The sequence below is a fragment of the Pseudomonas sp. PA1(2017) genome (genome assembly GCF_001945375.1).
Lineage (GTDB): Bacteria > Pseudomonadota > Gammaproteobacteria > Pseudomonadales > Pseudomonadaceae > Aquipseudomonas.
This window is the reverse complement of record NZ_MSXU01000015.1, coordinates 290111-305968: the sequence shown is the minus strand read 5'-3', so window position 1 is coordinate 305968 and position 15858 is coordinate 290111. Positions and strand designations below refer to the sequence as shown.

Sequence of the window (15858 nt, the reverse complement as noted above, 5' to 3'; positions counted from 1 at the left end):
TGGCGTGGGCATTTTTTCGCGGGCATGGACCAGGCGCCCCCGCCCGCTCCCACGGTTGTTGTATCAATCAGCAATGCCCTTTCCATGGAGCAGCTTTGTAGCCTGGTTTAAGCGCCAACTTACGAACATCCGAGGAGGACGCAGACGGTGAAGCCACAACCTGTGGGAGCGCGCCATGCGCGCGATTTCGCAGGCACGGCTCGCTCCCACGGGTTGCGAGTGAACGACGCAGCGCGATCAGAGCTTGGCGATCGACACTTCGGTGGATTTCACGAAAGCGATCACTTCGCTGCCAACGCCCAATTCCAGCTCGCGCACGGAACGGGTGGTGATCACCGAGGTGACGATGCCGGCGGCGGTCTGCACGTCGATTTCCGACAGCACGTCGCCTTCGACGATTTCCTTGATGGTGCCTTTGAACTGGTTACGAACGTTGATGGCTTTGATGGTCATGGCTGAATCTCCTGGGGTTGTAAGTTGCCCACAAAGGGCATGAAGTCAGGGTTAGAGCGCCCAGCGCAGCTGGGTCGGTAGGGGTGAAACCGGATCGGGTTCGGCAGGCAGCGCCGGTATCTGCAGCACACGGTTGAGCACGTCGGCCTCCAGGGCCGCCAAGTGGGCGGAGCCGCGATTGCGTGGGCGCGGTAGGTTTACCTCGATGTCGAGGCCAATCTCGCCGTCCTCGATGAGGATCACCCGGTCCGCGGTGGCTACCGCTTCGCTGACATCGTGGGTGACCAGCAGCACGGTGAAGCCGTGCTTCTGCCACAGGTTTTCGATCAGTTGCTGCATCTCGATGCGGGTCAGCGCGTCGAGAGCGCCGAGGGGTTCATCGAGCAGCAGCAGGCGTGGTTCGTGGATCAGCGCGCGGGCCAGGGCGACACGTTGCTTCTGGCCACCGGACAGGGACGCCGGCCACTCATTGGCGCGATCGGCCAGACCCACTGCTTCGAGCACCTGCTCAGCCTTGGGCCGCCAGTCGCCCGTGAGGCCAAGGCCGACGTTGTCGATCACCCGCTTCCAGGGCAGCAGGCGCGCCTCCTGGAACATCAGCCGGGTATCCTCGCGGGTCGCTGCCAGCGGCCCGTTGCCGGCCAGCAGTTCACCGCCCGTAGGCGCATCGAGCCCGGCGAGCAGACGCAGCAAGGTACTCTTGCCGCAACCACTGCGCCCCACCACGGCGACGAACTGACCGGACGGGATGCGCAGGTCGATATCCCTGAGCACCTGGCGCTCACCGAAGGATTTCTGTATGCCGCGAATGGTCAGCGGCGTGCCTCGCTTGAGGTTGTGTAAAGCGTTCAATGGGGCATTCATTTCGCAGCCGCTCCCTGATAAGCCGGGTGCCAGCGCAACCAGGCGCGTTCGAGGCCGCGTGCAGCGACGTCGGCCAGCTTGCCGAGCACGGCGTAGAGCAGAATGGCCAGCACCACCACGTCGGTCTGCAGGAATTCGCGGGCGTTCATCGCCAGGTAACCGATGCCACTGCTGGCGGAAATGGTCTCGGCGACGATCAGTGTCAGCCACATCAGGCCAAGAGCGAAGCGTACACCGACCAGGATCGACGGCAGCGCGCCGGGCAGGATCACCTGACGGAACAGCGCGAAGCCGGACAGGCCGTAGCTACGCGACATTTCCACCAGCGCCGGGTCGACGTTGCGAATGCCGTGGTAGGTGTTCAGGTAAATCGGGAAAAGGGTGCCGAGGGCGACCAGGAAAATCTTCGCGCTCTCGTCGATACCGAACCACAAGATCACCAGAGGAATCAGCGCCAGGTGCGGCACGTTGCGGATCATCTGCACCGAACTGTCGATCAGACGCTCGCCCCACTTCGACAAACCGGTGATGAAGCCCAGCGCCAGGCCGATGCCACCGCCGATGGCGAAACCGACGCCGGCGCGCCAGCCACTGATCGCCAGGTGCGTCCAGATTTCGCCGCTGGACAGCAGTTGCCAGCCGGCCTCGAATACCGCGCTGGGCGCCGGCAGAATGCGCGTGGACAACAGCCCCAGCGCCACCGAGCCCTGCCAGGCGACCAGCAGCGCCACGGGCAAGGCCCAGGGCGCCAGGCGTAGGGCCAGGCTGTTGGAAGATGTTTTGCTCATCGCGCACCTCGAAATCATCGCGGGCCGGGCCATCCACGCCCGGCCGTGTTTCAGCTGGCCGAAGCCGCCTTGGGCAGAATGTCGTTGGCGACCATTTCACCGAACGGACTCACGTAATTGGCGCCTTCCGGCAGCGCCGGGCGATTCACCTCCAGATGGGGGAACAGCAGCTCGGCGACGCGATAAGATTCTTCGAGGTGTGGATAACCAGAGAAGATGAAGGTATCGATGCCCAGCGCGGCGTATTCCTTGACCCGTTCAGCGACCGTAGGGCCATCGCCGACCAGCGCCGTACCGGCACCACCACGCACCAGGCCGACGCCCGCCCACAGGTTGGGTGACACTTCCAGGTTGTCCTTGCTGCCGCCGTGCAGGGCAGCCATGCGCTGCTGACCGACCGAATCGAAGCGCGCCAGGGACGCCTGGGCGCGGGCGATGGTGTCGTCGTCGACATGGGCAATCAGCTTGTCGGCGGCCTTCCAGGCCTCTTCATTGGTCTCCCGCACGATCACGTGCAGGCGAATGCCGAAGCGCACCTCGCGGCCCTGAGCCGCAGCCTTTTCGCGCACCTGGGCGATCTTCTCGGCCACCGCGGCGGGCGGCTCGCCCCAGGTCAGGTACAGCTCGACCTGCTCGGCAGCGAGATCCTGCGCCGCTTCCGAAGATCCGCCGAAGTACAGCGGCGGGCGTGGTTGCTGGACAGGCGGATAGAGCAGCTTGGCGCCTTTGACCTGAATGTGTTTGCCGTCGTAATCGACCACCTCGCCTTCCAGCACGCGGCGCCAGATGCGGGTGAATTCGACGGACGCCTCGTAACGCTCGGCATGGGACAGGTTGAGGCCATCGCCGGCCAGCTCGTCCGGGTCACCGCCGGTCACCAGGTTGAATAGCGCGCGGCCACCGGACAAGCGATCCAGGGTCGCCGCCTGGCGCGCGGCTACGGTCGGGGAAATGATCCCCGGCCGCAGGGCAACGAGGAATTTGAGCCGCTGGGTCACCGGGATCAGCGAGGCGGCGACCAGCCAGGAGTCCTCGCAGGAACGCCCGGTGGGGATCAGTACGCCGCCGAAGCCGAGGCGGTCGGCGGCCTGGGCGATCTGCTGCAGGTAGCCGTGGTCGACGGCTCGGGCCCCTTGCGAGGTACCGAGGTAGTGGCCATCGCCGTGGGTGGGCAGGAACCAGAAGATGTTGAGGCTCATGGAGTGGTCTCCTTGGAAGTCGCGAGGCCCCCGCCCGACAGGCAGGGGCGAGGGTTCATTGCTGGGCGACCTTGGTGGCCGGGGCATGCCAGATCACGTCGCTGATGTTCAGCTTTTTGGGAATCAGCTTGAGCGCGGTAAAGGTGTCGGCGATCTTCTGCTGGGCCTCGACCACCTCAGGGGTGATCAGTTGTGCACCGTAGCTCTGGCGCTCTACGGCCAGGCGAGTAATGTCCGCCGACAGGCCAAGCAGCGGCGCGACCTGGGCAGTGGCCTCGTCGTTGTTGGCCTTGACCCACTCGCCGACGGCACGGATTTCCTCGACCAGCGCCTCGATCACTTCCGGGTGTTTCTCGGCATACGGGCGGGTCGCCAGGTAGAACTGGTGGTTGCTGACCAGGCCCTTGCCATCGATCAGGGTGCGGGCTTGCAGTTGCTGTTCGGCGGCCGCCTGGAAGGGATCCCAGATCACCCAGGCATCGACGCTGCCGCGTTCGAAGGCGGCGCGGGCGTCGGCAGGCGGTAGGTAAACCGGCTGGATATCGCTGTATTTAAGACCGGCCTCTTCCAGGGCGCGCACCAACAGGTAGTGCACGTTGGAGCCCTTGTTGAGGGCGACCTTCTTGCCCTTGAGCTCGGCGACCGATTTGATCGGCGAATCCTTGGCGACCAGGATGGCTTCGCTGGTCGGTGCTGGCGGCTCGAAGGCCACGTAGAGCAGATCGGCACCGGCGGCTTGGGCGAACACCGGCGGCGTTTCGCCAGTGGTGCCGAAGTCCACCGAGCCGACGTTCAGGCCTTCGAGCAGTTGCGGCCCGCCGGGAAACTCGGTCCATTTGACGTCGATGCCCTTGGCGGCCAGGCGCTTTTCCAGGGAGCCGTTGGCCTTGAGCAGCACCAGGGTGCCGTACTTCTGGTAGCCGATACGCAGCGTCTCGGCCTGGGCTTGAGTGATGGCGCCGAAGGAAATGGCCGCGGCAAACAAGGCGACCAGACTCCGACGCAGGGTGACAGTGCGCATGGCGCTCTCCTCTGCATTGAGTGTGTGGCCACCTGCTGCCTCGTTGACGGGCTAGTAAGGTGGGGCGGCAGCGAACTGCCTGGGATCTGTAGGTTGGCTTGCTTCAGGCGCTCCAGCGCCCACTGAGCAGACGCTCGTTCAGCAGGCCCGGCTCGATGGGCTGGGGCCGACGATTGAGCGCCTGAATCAGGTGTTGCAAGGCGTCGTCCAGACGCTGTTCCAGGGCCGGCGCCAAGTCGCCGCCGTCCTCGGTGTAACTGATCTGGCTGTCATCGGCGAACACGCCGTGCAGCACTTCCTGGGCCTTGAGCGCGGACAGTACCGGCTTCAGGGCGTAATCGACCGCCAGCATGTGCGCGCTGCTGCCACCTGTGGCGACCGGCAGCACCACCTTGTGGTGCAACGCGCGTTCGGGCAGTACGTCGAGCAAGGTCTTCAGGGCACCGGAAAACGACGCCTTGTACACCGGCGTCGCCACCACCAGGCCATCGGCCGCCGCTACATGGGCTTGCAAACCCTGGATCCGCGGGCTGTCGAAACGGGCAAAAAGCAGGTCCTCGGCCTCGAAGTCGCGTACCTGATAGGTCACCACTTCAACACCAACGGCCTGCAGCCATTGCCTGGCCTTGCCCAGCAACACATTGGAGCGTGACCTCAGGCTCGGGCTGCCGCCCAGAAAAACCACCAACATGAGACATCCTTACTTGTTGGGCTGCGGAGTGAGGCGCAGGTAAGGCTTCACGGCGCGATAGCCTTTGGGGAAGCGCTGCTTGATCTCGTCCTCGTCCTTGAGCGACGGCACGATCACCACCTCATCACCGTCCTGCCAGTTGGCGGGCGTGGCCACCTTGTGGCTGTCGGTGAGCTGCAGCGAATCGATCACCCTCAGGATTTCATGGAAGTTGCGCCCAGTGCTCGCCGGGTAGGTGATGGTCAGACGCACCTTCTTGTTCGGGTCGATGACGAACAGCGAACGCACCGTCAGGGTGTCGTTGGCATTGGGGTGGATCAGGTCATAGAGCTCGGACACCTTGCGGTCGGCATCGGCGAGGATCGGGAAGTTGACCGCGGTGTTCTGGGTCTCGTTGATGTCGCCGATCCACTTCAGGTGTGAATCGACCGGATCGACGGACAGGGCGATGGCCTTGACGTTGCGTTTGGCGAACTCGTCCTTCAGCTTGGCAGTGAAGCCCAGCTCGGTGGTGCACACCGGGGTGAAGTCGGCAGGGTGGGAGAACAGGATGCCCCACTGGCCGCCCAGCCACTCGTGGAAACGAATGCGGCCTTCACTGGAATCCTGTTCGAAGTCGGGGGCGATGTCGCCCAGGCGAATGCTCATGGGTGTGCTCCTCAGGTGAGTCGTTGCGTGGCGCTCACTATGCTGAGGAACAGAAAATATTAAAAAGAATAAATAATGATTTATTTATAACCAAACAATAAGTGCTCGATCAGTAAGCGAGCCGTCATCATTGCGATCAATCGCGTATTCGTGCCGGGTTGCCGACCACCGTGGCACCAGCCGGCACGTCACGGGTCACGACGCTGCCCGCACCGATCAGCGCGTCGTCGCCCACCGTCACGCCCGGCAGGATCAACGCGCCGGCGCCTATCCACACATTGCGGCCGATAGTCACCGGCCGCCCGAACTCCAGGCCGGACTCGCGCTCGGCAGCGTCGCGCGGGTGATCGGCGGTGAGGATCTGTACGCCCGGGCCGATCTGCGTCTTGTCGCCGATGCTCACCGCCACCACGTCGAGAATCACGCAGTTGAAGTTGATGAACACGCCATCACCCAGGCTGATGTTGAAGCCGTAATCGCAGTGAAACGGCGAACGCACCACCACGCCCTTGCCGACCGCCGCCAGGCGCTCGCCCAACACCTGGGTACGCTCGGCCGGCGACAGGCCCAGGTTGCCGTTGTAACGCGCCAGCCAGGCGATGGTCGCCGCGCTATCGGCCTGCAGCTCCGGGTCGCTGGCCAGGTAGAGTTCGCCGGTGAGCATCTTGTGTTTTTCACTGAGCGCCATGGCGGGTCGCCTCCTCACGAATGTCCAGTAAAGAACACGGGACAGAGGTGAGGTTCCGGCTAATCGGTCAAAGGTCGCTCGGCGTCGACAACCAGGAAATGATGCAGGGCCTGAACCGGCAGGCTGCTGATCAGCGCCTCGAAACCTTCTTCCAACTCGTCGATACGCGCGTTCTCCGCTTCGCTGAGCCAGCTGCAGATGTCCCACAGCGCGATGTCCTCGGGTTCGTCCTGCAGGCGGGCGAACACCGCATACAGATCACGCAATGCCTGGCAGGCAGCCGGCAGGCCGATCAGCGTCAACGCCTGCTGCGCCAGTTCGAAGGTCGGCATGCCCCAGTTGGCGAAGAACTGCATCAGCCCACCGTTGTAGTAGTCGGCCTGCAGGCGCCACAGCGCCACCAGTTGCTGATCCCGACGATCGAGCGCCTGCAGATCCCAGCCGGCCTGGTCGAGGCGGCGCATGGACTGGTCCTGCAGCTCGTCCCAGACCAAATCGAGGCTGTCGCAGGCACCTGCCCCCTGATGCCGCCAACTGGCGATGAAACCATCTTCAAGGCGTACGTCCTGCCGTTGTTCGGCTGATAGCCGGTCCAGGCGCAGGTAACCGTCGCTCGGAAGGGAGAACTGCTGGCCGTTGCGCAGATGGATATGCGCGGCCTGGCTATCGACGGCGACGCGTTCGATCTGCAGGCAACCGAGTTCAGCGTGCAGGGGATGACTCATCGAGACTCCAACAGGGGAAGGAAGACGCACGACCATGCCAGAGCTCGACTGGCAGCGCCAGACGCCTGGACAGCGAAGCGCCTAGAACAGCTCGAGCTGCCCGCCGATCAATGCGCCGAAGTCATCGTCCACGAACGGCAGGATGGCGTCGGCCACCGGCTGCAGCTGTTTGCTCAGGTAATGGCCGTAGTCGATGGGCGCTCGGCGCAGCTCCATGGGTTCCGGGCCGGCGACGCTGATCACGTAGCTGATCCAGCCGCCGCTCTGGTACTGGCGAGGGCGGCCCTGCTCGTCGTTGTGGGCGTCAGCCAGGCGCGCAGCGCGCACATGGGGCGGCACGTTGCGCTGGTAGTCGTCGAGGCGCCTGCGCAGGCGTTTACGGTACACCAGACGCTCCTCGAACTCGCCAGCCAGGGTGCGTTGCACGTAGTCGCGCACGTAGTCCTGGTAGGGCTGGCCCTTGAAGATGCGCAGATACAGCTCCTGCTGGAACTGTTGGGCCAGCGGCGACCAATCACTGCGCACGGTTTCCAGGCCCTTGAAGACCATGTCCTCGCGGCCATCGGCGCGGCGGATCAACCCGGCATAGCGCTTCTTGCTGCCCTCCTCCATGCCGCGGATGGTGGGCATCAGAAAGCGGCTGAAGTGGGTTTCGAACTGCAACTCCAGAGCGCTCTGCAAACCGAACTCGGCCGCCAGGTGCTCGCGCCACCAGGCGTTGACGCCCTGCACCAGGCTACGGCCGATACGCTCGGCGTCTGCCTCCGCATGAGCGCGGCGTAACCAGACGAAGGTGGAATCGGTGTCGCCGTAGATCACCGTGTGCCCTTCGGCTTCGATCAGCTCACGGGTACGGCGCATCACTTCGTGACCGCGCAGGGTGATGGACGACGCCAGGCGGGTATCGAAAAAACGGCAGCCGCTGGAGCCGAGCACGCCGTAGAAGGCGTTCATGATGATCTTCAGCGCCTGGGACAGCGGCGCGTTGCCGGCTCGCTTGGCCGCCTCGCGGCCCTGCCACACGCGCTCGACGATGGCCGGCAGGCAATGCCTGGTGCGCGAGAAACGCGCGCCACGAAAACCCGGAATAGAGTGTTCGTCGTCGGGCTGGCGCAGGCCTTCGATCAGCCCCACCGGGTCGATCAGAAAGGTGCGGATCAGCGACGGATACAGGCTCTTGTAGTCGAGCACCAGCACCGACTCGTAAAGGCCCGGCCTAGAATCCATCACGAAACCGCCGGGGCTGGCCTCGGGCGGGCGCTCGCCCTGGTTCGGCGCGACGAAGCCCTGGCGGTGCATCAGCGGCATGTACAGGTGGCTGAACGCCGCCACCGAACCGCCGCTGCGATCCACCGGCAAACCGGTGACCGTGGCCCTTTCGAGCAGGAAGGTGAGCAGCTCGGTCTTGGCGAAGATGCGCGTGACCAGCTCGCAGTCCTTGAGGTTGTAGCGGGCCAGGGCCGGCTTGTCCTCGGCGAACATACGGTTGATCTCGTCCATGCGCTGGTACGGGTTGTCGATCGCCTTGCCCTCGCCGAGCAGTTGCTGGGCGACGCTTTCCAGGCTGAAGGACTGGAAGCTCCAGGTCGCCGAACGCAGCGCCTCGATGCCATCGATGATCAGCCGACCCGGCGCGCTGGCGAAGAAATGCTGCTTGGAACCGTGCTCGCGCCAGCTCAGCAATTCGCCGCCACGGCCCAGGCGCAACGGCACTTGCAGGCGCTGGGCATGTTCGTGCAGCACGCGCAGGTCGAACTGCACCACGTTCCAGCCGATGATGGCATCCGGATCAAAGCGCTCCAGCCAGCCGTTGAGCGCTTCCAGCAGCGCAGCGCGGCTATCCAGATAGTCGAGATCGAAATCGACTTCAGCGTGGCCATTCGGCGGCCCGAGCATGTACACCTGGCGCTGGCCGCAGCCTTCCAGGGCGATGGAATACAGCTCGCCCCGGGCGGTGGTCTCGATATCCAGGGACACCAACTTGAGCTGCGGGCGGTAGTCCGGCGCGGGCTTGAGCTGGGCGTCGACCAGCACGCCGCCTGCCGTCTCGGTGCCACCGAACAGCACCGGTGCAGTGATGAAGCGCTCCATCAGGTAGCGCTCGGGCGGGCGGATATCGGCCTCATAAACGGCCACACCGCCCTGGCGCAGGGTCTGTTCCAGCTGGATCAACGGACGTTGCTGCCGGCAGTACAGGCCGAGCACCGGCCGTTGGTGGAAATCGCGCAGCTGCAACGGGCGCAGCTCGAATTGTTTGTCGCCAGCGATCAGCGCCTCGGCGCGGGCACGCTGCTCGGCGGGGATGAAGGCCACCGAGGTTTGGGGCGGCAGGCGCACCAGGCACGGGCCGGCGTCGGTCGACAGCCAGAATTCCACCTGGGTACCAGCCGGCGTATCGCGCCAGTGCCGGGTCAGGACGAAGCCCTGCCGTAGATCCACCCTGCCACCTCGAATGCTGTTCAGGGTGCGATGGTAACCCGGCCGCGCAACGGCTGCAGAATGGGGTTAAATGGCCGCCAGGTTTTGTACGGAGGCTCGCCATGCCCCTCGATCATCAACAGCTGCAACAGATCACCACCCTCACGCTGGCCCATTATCAGGCCGGCGCCGAAGAATTTCGCGAGGGCACCCGCGACCACGACGTCAGCCAGAACATCGAGGCGCTGCTGCGTCATGTGCGCGGCAGCACGCCTCTGAGCCTCCTCGATTTCGGCTGTGGACCGGGTCGGGATCTGCGCGCCTTCAAGGCCCTGGGCCATCAGCCTGTCGGCCTCGACGGCTGCGCTGAATTCGTCGCCATGGCCCGCGCCGATAGCGGCTGCGAGGTGTGGCAGCAGGACTTTCTGGCCCTGGATCTGCCGGCCGAGCGCTTCGACGGCATTTTCGCCAATGCCGTGCTGTTCCATATTCCAAGCCAGGAGCTACCGCGCGTACTAGGCCAACTGCGCAGCAGCCTGAAGCCCGGCGGCGTGCTGTTCAGCTCCAACCCGCGCGGTGACAACCAGGAAGGCTGGAGTGGCGATCGCTACGGCGCCTGGCACGACCTGGCCAGCTGGCGCCGCCTGCTCGACGCCGCCGGTTTCGACGAACTGGAACATTACTACCGGCCCACCGGCCTGCCGCGGGAGCAGCAACCGTGGCTGGCGAGTGTTTGGCGCAAGCGGGAGATGGTTTGATTCGACGGGCGATGGTTCTGGCCATCCGGAGCCCCCACGTGAGAACGAACCATCCGCACGATTTTCGCGCGCGTGGCGCCGCGCCCACAAAAGCCTGCTGCCAACCGCTCCTACCTTGAAACGTCCTAAATCTCCACCTGCGTCCCCAACTCGATCACCCGATTCACCGGCAGGCGAAAGAAGCCCAGCGAGCTACCGGCGTTCTTCTGCAGCACGGCGAACAGGCGCTCGCGCCACATGGCCATGCCGATGCGCTCGGAGGGGATCACCGTTTCCCGGCTGAGGAAATAGGTGGTCTGCATCGGCGGGCAGTCGATGCCCTTTTCGCTCAGTTGGGCCAGGGCCCGGGGAATGTCCGGTGCCTCGAGGAAGCCGAAGCGCAGGCGCACGCGGTAGAAGCCCTGGTCATAGGCCTCCAGATCGAAGCGTTCGGCCAGCGGCACCCGCGGGCGATCCTCGTAAAGCACGGTGAGCAGCATCACCCGCTCGTGCAGCACCTGGTTGTGCAGCAGATTGTGCAACAGCGCGTGGGGCACCACCTCGACCCGACTGGTCAGGAACACTGCCGTACCGGTCACCCGATGGGGCGGCTGCAGGGCGATGCTGGCGATGAAGTCACGCAGCACCAGGGAGTGTTCGTCGAGACGCTCGAGCACCAGTTGGCGACCGCGCTTCCAGGTTGTCATCAGGCCGAACAGCAGCAGGCCGACGACCATCGGCACCGCGCCGCCGCCGATGATCTTCGGCACGTTGGCGGCGAAGAAGATGCCGTCGACCAGCAGGAACACCGCCAGCAGCGGCACGGCCAGCACCTTCGGCCAGCGCCACAGCAGCAGGATCACCGACGACACCAGCAGCGTGGTGCACAGCATGGTGCCGGTCACCGCCACGCCGTAGGCGCCAGCCAGGCCGCTGGACGACTGGAAGCCGAGCACCAGCAGCACCACACCGACCAACAGCATGCTGTTGATCAACGGAATGTAGATCTGCCCCTGCTCGGCGCTGGAGGTGTGCAGGATCTGCATGCGCGGCACGTAGCCGAGCTGGATGGCCTGGCGAGTCACCGAGAAGGCGCCGGTGATCACCGCCTGGGAGGCGATGATGGTGGCCAGTGTCGACAGGCCGATCAGCGGAATCAGCGCCCAGCCCGGCGCCAGCAGATAAAACGGGTTGCGCACCGCCGCGGGGTCGCCGAGCAGCAGCGCACCCTGGCCGAAGTAGTTGAGGATCAGGCACGGGAACGCCAGGAACAGCCAGGCATGCACGATAGGCTTGCGGCCAAAATGGCCGAGGTCGGCGTACAGGGCTTCCGCGCCGGTGATGGTCAGCACCACGGCGCCCATCACCGTCAGGCCGAGCAACGGGTTGGCGATGAAGAACTGCAACGCCCAGTAGGGGTTGAGCGATAGCAACACTTCCGGACGCTGCACGATGCCATGCACGCCCAGGGCGCCGAGCACCAGAAACCACACCACCATCACCGGGCCGAACAGGTAACCGATGCGCGCGGTGCCATGGCGCTGCAGCAGGAACAGCGGAATCAGGATCAACAGCGCCAGCGGCACCACCCAGTGGTCGATGCCGTCGACCACCAGGCCGACGCCTTCGACCGCGGAAAGCACCGAGACCGCCGGCGTGAGCATGCTGTCGCCGTAGAATAGCGCGGCGCCGAACAGGCCGAGCATGATCAGCACGGTGCGCAGCCGCGGATAATCGGCGGCCGCCCGTTGCGCCAGGGCGGTGAGCGCCATGATGCCGCCCTCGCCGCCGTTGTCGGCGCGCAGGATGAACATCACGTACTTGACCGTGACCACCAGTGTCAGCGACCAGAAAATCAGCGACAGGATGCCCAGCACGCTGGCCTGGGACAGGCCGACGCCGTAATGCGGCGAGAAGATTTCCTTGAGGCTGTACAGCGGGCTGGTACCGATGTCGCCATAGACGATGCCGACGGCGCCGACCAACAGGGCGAAGGGCGAGGTACGGGAAGGGGTGCTCACGTTGCAGGGTATCCGTGATGAACTCGATTACCCTTAGGTATACGCCGGCTTTACGCGCGCAGCAGCTTCATGCCGCGCAGTTTTACGGCTTTTTTACGCGCAGGCGCGCTTCTTTACGCCAACCTTGCACGACGCCATGATCTGCCCACGCCCCGCACCGGAATTGCGCATGACCACCGCCGCCGATCGCCCTACACGCCGCACGCCAGCCCCGCCACGCGATTACCTGCTCGCTGCTCTCGCTGCCGGGCTCGGCTGCCTGTTGGCGCTGGCCGTCTCGCGCTGGCTTGACTTGCCGAACATCTCCCTGGTGTTTCTCGCCGTGGTACTGGTGGTAGCGGTGCGCAGCAGTGTCGGCCCGGCCCTGCTGTGCGCCCTACTGTCGTTCGTCGCCTACGGGTTCTGCTTTCTGCCACCGACCTGGTCGGTGGTGGTACACCGCGAGCAGGACGTGCTGACCCTGCTGTTCTTCCTGCTCATCGCCCTGCTCACCGGCAACCTCGCCGCCCGCCAGCGCCAGCAATTCCGAGACCTGCAGGTGGCCCAGCGGCAGACCGAAAGCCTGTTGGGCTTCGCCGGCAGGCTGTCCAGCGCCCAGGACCAGCGCGACCTGCTGGCCGCCATGCTCAGCCAGCTGGACCTGCCGGCCGAGCGCCTGTGCCTGCTCAGCCGCGACGCCCAGGGCAACTGGTACCAGGCCGACGGCAGCCGGCTGGCGCTTAGCGAGCTGGAGCGCATCAGCGCCGAACACGCCTGGCAGAGCCGTCATCCGCGTGGTTACGACAGCCACAGCCTGGCCCATCCGCACTGGTGGTGGTGGCCATTGATGGACAACGATCAGCCACTGGCGCTGCTGGGCATGCGCACCGCCCAAGGCGATCCGCCAGCGGGTGAGCAACGCCAACTGATCGACGTGCTGTTGCCGCTGCTGGCCCACGCCCTGGCCCGTGTGCAACTGGTCGAGACGCTCGGCCATACGCGCCTGCAACATGAAACCGAGCGCCTGCGCAGCGCCCTGCTCGCTTCGGTGTCCCACGACCTGCGCACGCCGCTGACCGCCATGCGCGGCAATATCGAAACCCTGCAGTTGTTCATCGACAGCCTGGACGCAGCGACCCGCTACGACCTGCTGCAAAGCACCGCCAGCGAAGCCTCGCGCCTGGACCGTTACATCCAGAACCTGCTGGACATGACCCGCCTGGGCCACGGCGGCCTGCACCTGGAGCGCGACTGGGTAGCCGCCAGCGACCTGCTAGCTGCCGCTCTGCAGCGCCTGCAACCGGTGCTGCAGCACCTGCAGGTGCGTATGGATGTACCCGCCGACCTGCCGCTGCTGTGGGTGCAGGGCGCACTGATCGAACAGGCGCTGGTCAACGTGCTGGACAATGCCGCGCGCTTCTCGCCGCCCGGCGGCGTCATCGACATCCGCCTGAGCCACGACGGCGAGACGTTCAGCTTCGCCATCGCCGACCAGGGGCCGGGGATTCCCGCCGACGAACAGGCGCAGATCTTCGACCTTTTCTACACCGCAGCCCGAGGCGATCGCGGCGGTCAGGGCACCGGCCTCGGCCTGGCGATCTGCCTGGGCATGCTCAACGCCCACGGCGGCACGGCGCGGGTCGAATCGATGCCCGGCCAGGGCACCACCTTGATCCTGCAACTGCCCCTGCAAGCCCCTGACGAGAACCCGGCATGACTGAAGCGCGCATCCTCCTGGTCGACGACGAAGCGGCGATCCGCAAGTTCCTGCGCATCGGCCTGCAGGCCCAGGGCTACCAGGTACTGGAGGCCGACTGCGGCGAGGCGGCCCTGCGCCTGGCGGCCCTGGAACAACCCGACCTGGTGGTGCTCGACCTCGGCCTGCCCGACCTGGACGGCCAGGAGGTACTGACCCGCCTGCGCGAATGGTCCGCCGTGCCGGTGCTGGTGCTGTCGGTGCGCGCCGGCGAGAAGGACAAGGTGCAGGCCCTGGACAACGGCGCCAACGACTACGTCAGCAAGCCCTTTGGCGTGCAGGAGTTTCTCGCCCGGGTGCGCGCACTGCTGCGCAGCCGGCCAGCGGGCGAAAAGCCCGCCGCGGCGCTCGCCAGCGGCCCGCTGCGGGTCGACTTCGCCTTTCGCCGCGTGACCCTGGATGACCAGGAAATCAGCCTGACGCGCAAGGAATACGCGGTACTCGAAGCCCTCGCCCGTCATCCCGGCATGGTCGTTACCCAGCAGCAACTGCTGCGCGACATCTGGGGCCCGACCCACATCGAGCACAGCCACTACCTGCGTATCGTCATCGCTCATCTGCGCCAGAAGCTCGGTGATGACCCGGCGGCGCCGCGGCTGATCATTACCGAAGCAGGTGTCGGCTACCGGCTGATCGCCTGTTCATGATCTTTCAGCCCAGATTCGTCGATTTTGGTAGCTGAGTGGCGGGAGCGGTCGTTATCCGATCCATTGTGGGAGCCCCGACCTCGCGGCGAATCGCTCAGCCACCGCCGAAATAGGCAGTCAGGCTGCAATCGTTTCGCCCCGAGGTCGGGGCTCCCACAGGTTGGCTTGAGTGTCTGCTTCTGCCTTGCAGTTACCGCTCCATGCGCATATCGATCGTGAACAGGCTCTGAGAAACTTGAACGCCCCGACAACTCCACGCGCTCTGTTAGACTCGGGAAACACCCCTCGCCGGAGAACACGATGCCCAAGGTCGGAATGCAGCCGATCCGCCGCTCCCAGCTGATTGCGGCAACCCTGGAAGCCGTCGACCAGGTTGGCATGAGCGATGCCAGCATCGCCTACATCGCGCGGATTGCCGGCGTATCGAACGGCATCATCAGCCATTATTTCCAAGACAAGAACGGCCTGCTCGAGGCGACCATGCGTCACCTCATGCAGGCGTTACGCGAGGCGGTACATGCACGTTATCGGCTGCTGCGCGAAGACACCCCACGGGCACGCCTGCGCGCCATCATCGACGGCAACTTCGACGAAACCCAGGTCAGCGGCCCGGCGATGAAGACCTGGCTGGCGTTCTGGGCCAGCAGCATGCACCAGCCGGCCCTACGCCGCCTGCAGCGGGTCAACGACCAGCGACTGTATTCCAACCTGTGCGGCCAGTTCAGCCGCGCCCTGCCGCAAGCACAAGCCCGCGCCGCCGCCCGCGGCCTCGCAGCACTGATCGACGGCCTGTGGCTGCGCGGCGCACTGACCGGCGAAAACTTCGACACCCGCCAGGCCGCGCAGATCGCCTACGACTATCTGGATTTGCAGCTCGCCAAGGCGGGTTAAAGCTAGCTGTCTCCAATTCGGAGGATGGGTCGGGCCGACCTGCGCGGCCCGACCTGCGCGGCCCGACCCATCCTACGGACTATGTGGGAGTGCGCCACGCGCGCGGATCGCGGGCATGGACTAGGCGTCCCCGCCCGCTCCCACAGCCATCGTTCGCCCGCCCGTGAAAACACCTGAAGCCCTGCACTCATGCCGTTCCTGGCATGGTTTCGGTCGTCCCCAGGATTTTTATTGATTGATCGATCAATAAAAATAAAGTAGGCTGTTTTTTAACCAACTCGGCTGACATCTCTTTTCATCTCGTTCAGTCGATCCATTCGCCAAGGCGCTGA

At 65.0% G+C, this 15858-nt stretch carries 15 protein-coding genes; 4 read left to right on the top strand and 11 right to left on the bottom strand.

Going from position 1 to position 15858, the window contains the following annotated elements; all coding sequences use genetic code 11:
• Window positions 1-237: 237 nt before the first annotated feature.
• The 10 genes from BVH01_RS22015 to BVH01_RS21970 form a co-directional block, all read right to left on the bottom strand.
• Entirely contained in the window at window positions 238-453 is a 216-nt protein-coding gene (locus tag BVH01_RS22015) for a molybdopterin-binding protein (RefSeq protein ID WP_013793202.1), read from the bottom strand.
• Between the two features lie 51 nt (window positions 454-504).
• Window positions 505-1317, bottom strand: coding sequence for an aliphatic sulfonates ABC transporter ATP-binding protein (gene ssuB, locus BVH01_RS22010; RefSeq protein WP_075932368.1), 813 nt, complete (start codon window positions 1315-1317; stop codon window positions 505-507).
• Complete coding sequence (ssuC, locus tag BVH01_RS22005; RefSeq protein WP_075932367.1) at window positions 1314-2105, bottom strand: aliphatic sulfonate ABC transporter permease SsuC; 792 nt, start codon at window positions 2103-2105, stop codon at window positions 1314-1316. The genes ssuB and ssuC overlap by 4 nt, the downstream gene beginning before the upstream one ends.
• 50 nt (window positions 2106-2155) lie before the next feature.
• Window positions 2156-3304 (bottom strand): FMNH2-dependent alkanesulfonate monooxygenase, encoded by a 1149-nt coding sequence (ssuD, locus tag BVH01_RS22000; protein WP_027903256.1) that lies wholly within the window; start codon window positions 3302-3304, stop codon window positions 2156-2158.
• Between the two features lie 55 nt (window positions 3305-3359).
• Window positions 3360-4325, bottom strand: a complete 966-nt coding sequence (locus BVH01_RS21995) for a sulfonate ABC transporter substrate-binding protein (RefSeq protein WP_075932366.1) — start codon at window positions 4323-4325, stop codon at window positions 3360-3362.
• 103 nt (window positions 4326-4428) lie between these two features.
• Window positions 4429-5016: an NADPH-dependent FMN reductase gene (gene ssuE / locus BVH01_RS21990; protein WP_075932365.1), complete on the bottom strand. Its 588-nt coding sequence runs from the start codon at window positions 5014-5016 to the stop codon at window positions 4429-4431.
• A 9-nt stretch (window positions 5017-5025) separates the two neighbouring features.
• Window positions 5026-5664: a peroxiredoxin gene (locus tag BVH01_RS21985; RefSeq protein WP_075932364.1), complete on the bottom strand. Its 639-nt coding sequence runs from the start codon at window positions 5662-5664 to the stop codon at window positions 5026-5028.
• A gap of 136 nt (window positions 5665-5800) precedes the next feature.
• Window positions 5801-6352 (bottom strand): sugar O-acetyltransferase, encoded by a 552-nt coding sequence (locus BVH01_RS21980; protein WP_075932363.1) that lies wholly within the window; start codon window positions 6350-6352, stop codon window positions 5801-5803.
• 59 nt (window positions 6353-6411) lie between these two features.
• Entirely contained in the window at window positions 6412-7077 is a 666-nt protein-coding gene (locus tag BVH01_RS24875) for a DUF4375 domain-containing protein (RefSeq protein ID WP_075932362.1), read from the bottom strand.
• 81 nt (window positions 7078-7158) lie between these two features.
• Window positions 7159-9516: a DNA polymerase II gene (locus BVH01_RS21970; RefSeq protein ID WP_075932361.1), complete on the bottom strand. Its 2358-nt coding sequence runs from the start codon at window positions 9514-9516 to the stop codon at window positions 7159-7161.
• A gap of 101 nt (window positions 9517-9617) precedes the next feature.
• Between BVH01_RS21970 and BVH01_RS21965 the strand changes: the two genes are divergently transcribed.
• Window positions 9618-10253: a class I SAM-dependent methyltransferase gene (locus BVH01_RS21965; RefSeq protein ID WP_075932360.1), complete on the top strand. Its 636-nt coding sequence runs from the start codon at window positions 9618-9620 to the stop codon at window positions 10251-10253.
• Between the two features lie 125 nt (window positions 10254-10378).
• Here BVH01_RS21965 and BVH01_RS21960 read toward each other — a convergent pair whose 3' ends face one another.
• A complete protein-coding gene (locus tag BVH01_RS21960) occupies window positions 10379-12253 on the bottom strand; it encodes a potassium transporter Kup (RefSeq protein WP_083659521.1) in 1875 nt (624 codons plus the stop codon).
• A gap of 169 nt (window positions 12254-12422) precedes the next feature.
• Here BVH01_RS21960 and BVH01_RS21955 point away from each other — a divergent pair, with 169 nt between their 5' ends.
• The 3 genes from BVH01_RS21955 to betI all read left to right on the top strand — a co-directional run bounded on the left by BVH01_RS21955 (window position 12423) and on the right by betI (window position 15526).
• A complete protein-coding gene (locus BVH01_RS21955) occupies window positions 12423-13949 on the top strand; it encodes an ATP-binding protein (RefSeq protein ID WP_075932358.1) in 1527 nt (508 codons plus the stop codon).
• The gene (locus BVH01_RS21950) at window positions 13946-14635 is read left to right on the top strand and encodes a response regulator (protein ID WP_075932357.1); all 690 of its coding nucleotides are present in this window, start codon (window positions 13946-13948) and stop codon (window positions 14633-14635) included. The genes BVH01_RS21955 and BVH01_RS21950 overlap by 4 nt, the downstream gene beginning before the upstream one ends.
• A 300-nt stretch (window positions 14636-14935) precedes the next feature.
• On the top strand, window positions 14936-15526 hold the full coding sequence (gene betI, locus BVH01_RS21945; RefSeq protein WP_075932356.1) for a transcriptional regulator BetI: 591 nt from the start codon (window positions 14936-14938) through the stop codon (window positions 15524-15526).
• Window positions 15527-15858 lie beyond the last annotated feature (332 nt).

Coding starts and splice junctions, on each gene's coding strand:
- BVH01_RS22015 (WP_013793202.1), bottom strand. CDS start 453: ATGACCATCAAAGCCATCAACGTTCGTAACCAGTTCAAAGGCACCATC.
- ssuB (WP_075932368.1), bottom strand. CDS start 1,317: ATGAATGCCCCATTGAACGCTTTACACAACCTCAAGCGAGGCACGCCG.
- ssuC (WP_075932367.1), bottom strand. CDS start 2,105: ATGAGCAAAACATCTTCCAACAGCCTGGCCCTACGCCTGGCGCCCTGG.
- ssuD (WP_027903256.1), bottom strand. CDS start 3,304: ATGAGCCTCAACATCTTCTGGTTCCTGCCCACCCACGGCGATGGCCAC.
- BVH01_RS21995 (WP_075932366.1), bottom strand. CDS start 4,325: ATGCGCACTGTCACCCTGCGTCGGAGTCTGGTCGCCTTGTTTGCCGCG.
- ssuE (WP_075932365.1), bottom strand. CDS start 5,016: ATGTTGGTGGTTTTTCTGGGCGGCAGCCCGAGCCTGAGGTCACGCTCC.
- BVH01_RS21985 (WP_075932364.1), bottom strand. CDS start 5,664: ATGAGCATTCGCCTGGGCGACATCGCCCCCGACTTCGAACAGGATTCC.
- BVH01_RS21980 (WP_075932363.1), bottom strand. CDS start 6,352: ATGGCGCTCAGTGAAAAACACAAGATGCTCACCGGCGAACTCTACCTG.
- BVH01_RS24875 (WP_075932362.1), bottom strand. CDS start 7,077: ATGAGTCATCCCCTGCACGCTGAACTCGGTTGCCTGCAGATCGAACGC.
- BVH01_RS21965 (WP_075932360.1), top strand. CDS start 9,618: ATGCCCCTCGATCATCAACAGCTGCAACAGATCACCACCCTCACGCTG.
- BVH01_RS21955 (WP_075932358.1), top strand. CDS start 12,423: ATGACCACCGCCGCCGATCGCCCTACACGCCGCACGCCAGCCCCGCCA.
- BVH01_RS21950 (WP_075932357.1), top strand. CDS start 13,946: ATGACTGAAGCGCGCATCCTCCTGGTCGACGACGAAGCGGCGATCCGC.
- betI (WP_075932356.1), top strand. CDS start 14,936: ATGCCCAAGGTCGGAATGCAGCCGATCCGCCGCTCCCAGCTGATTGCG.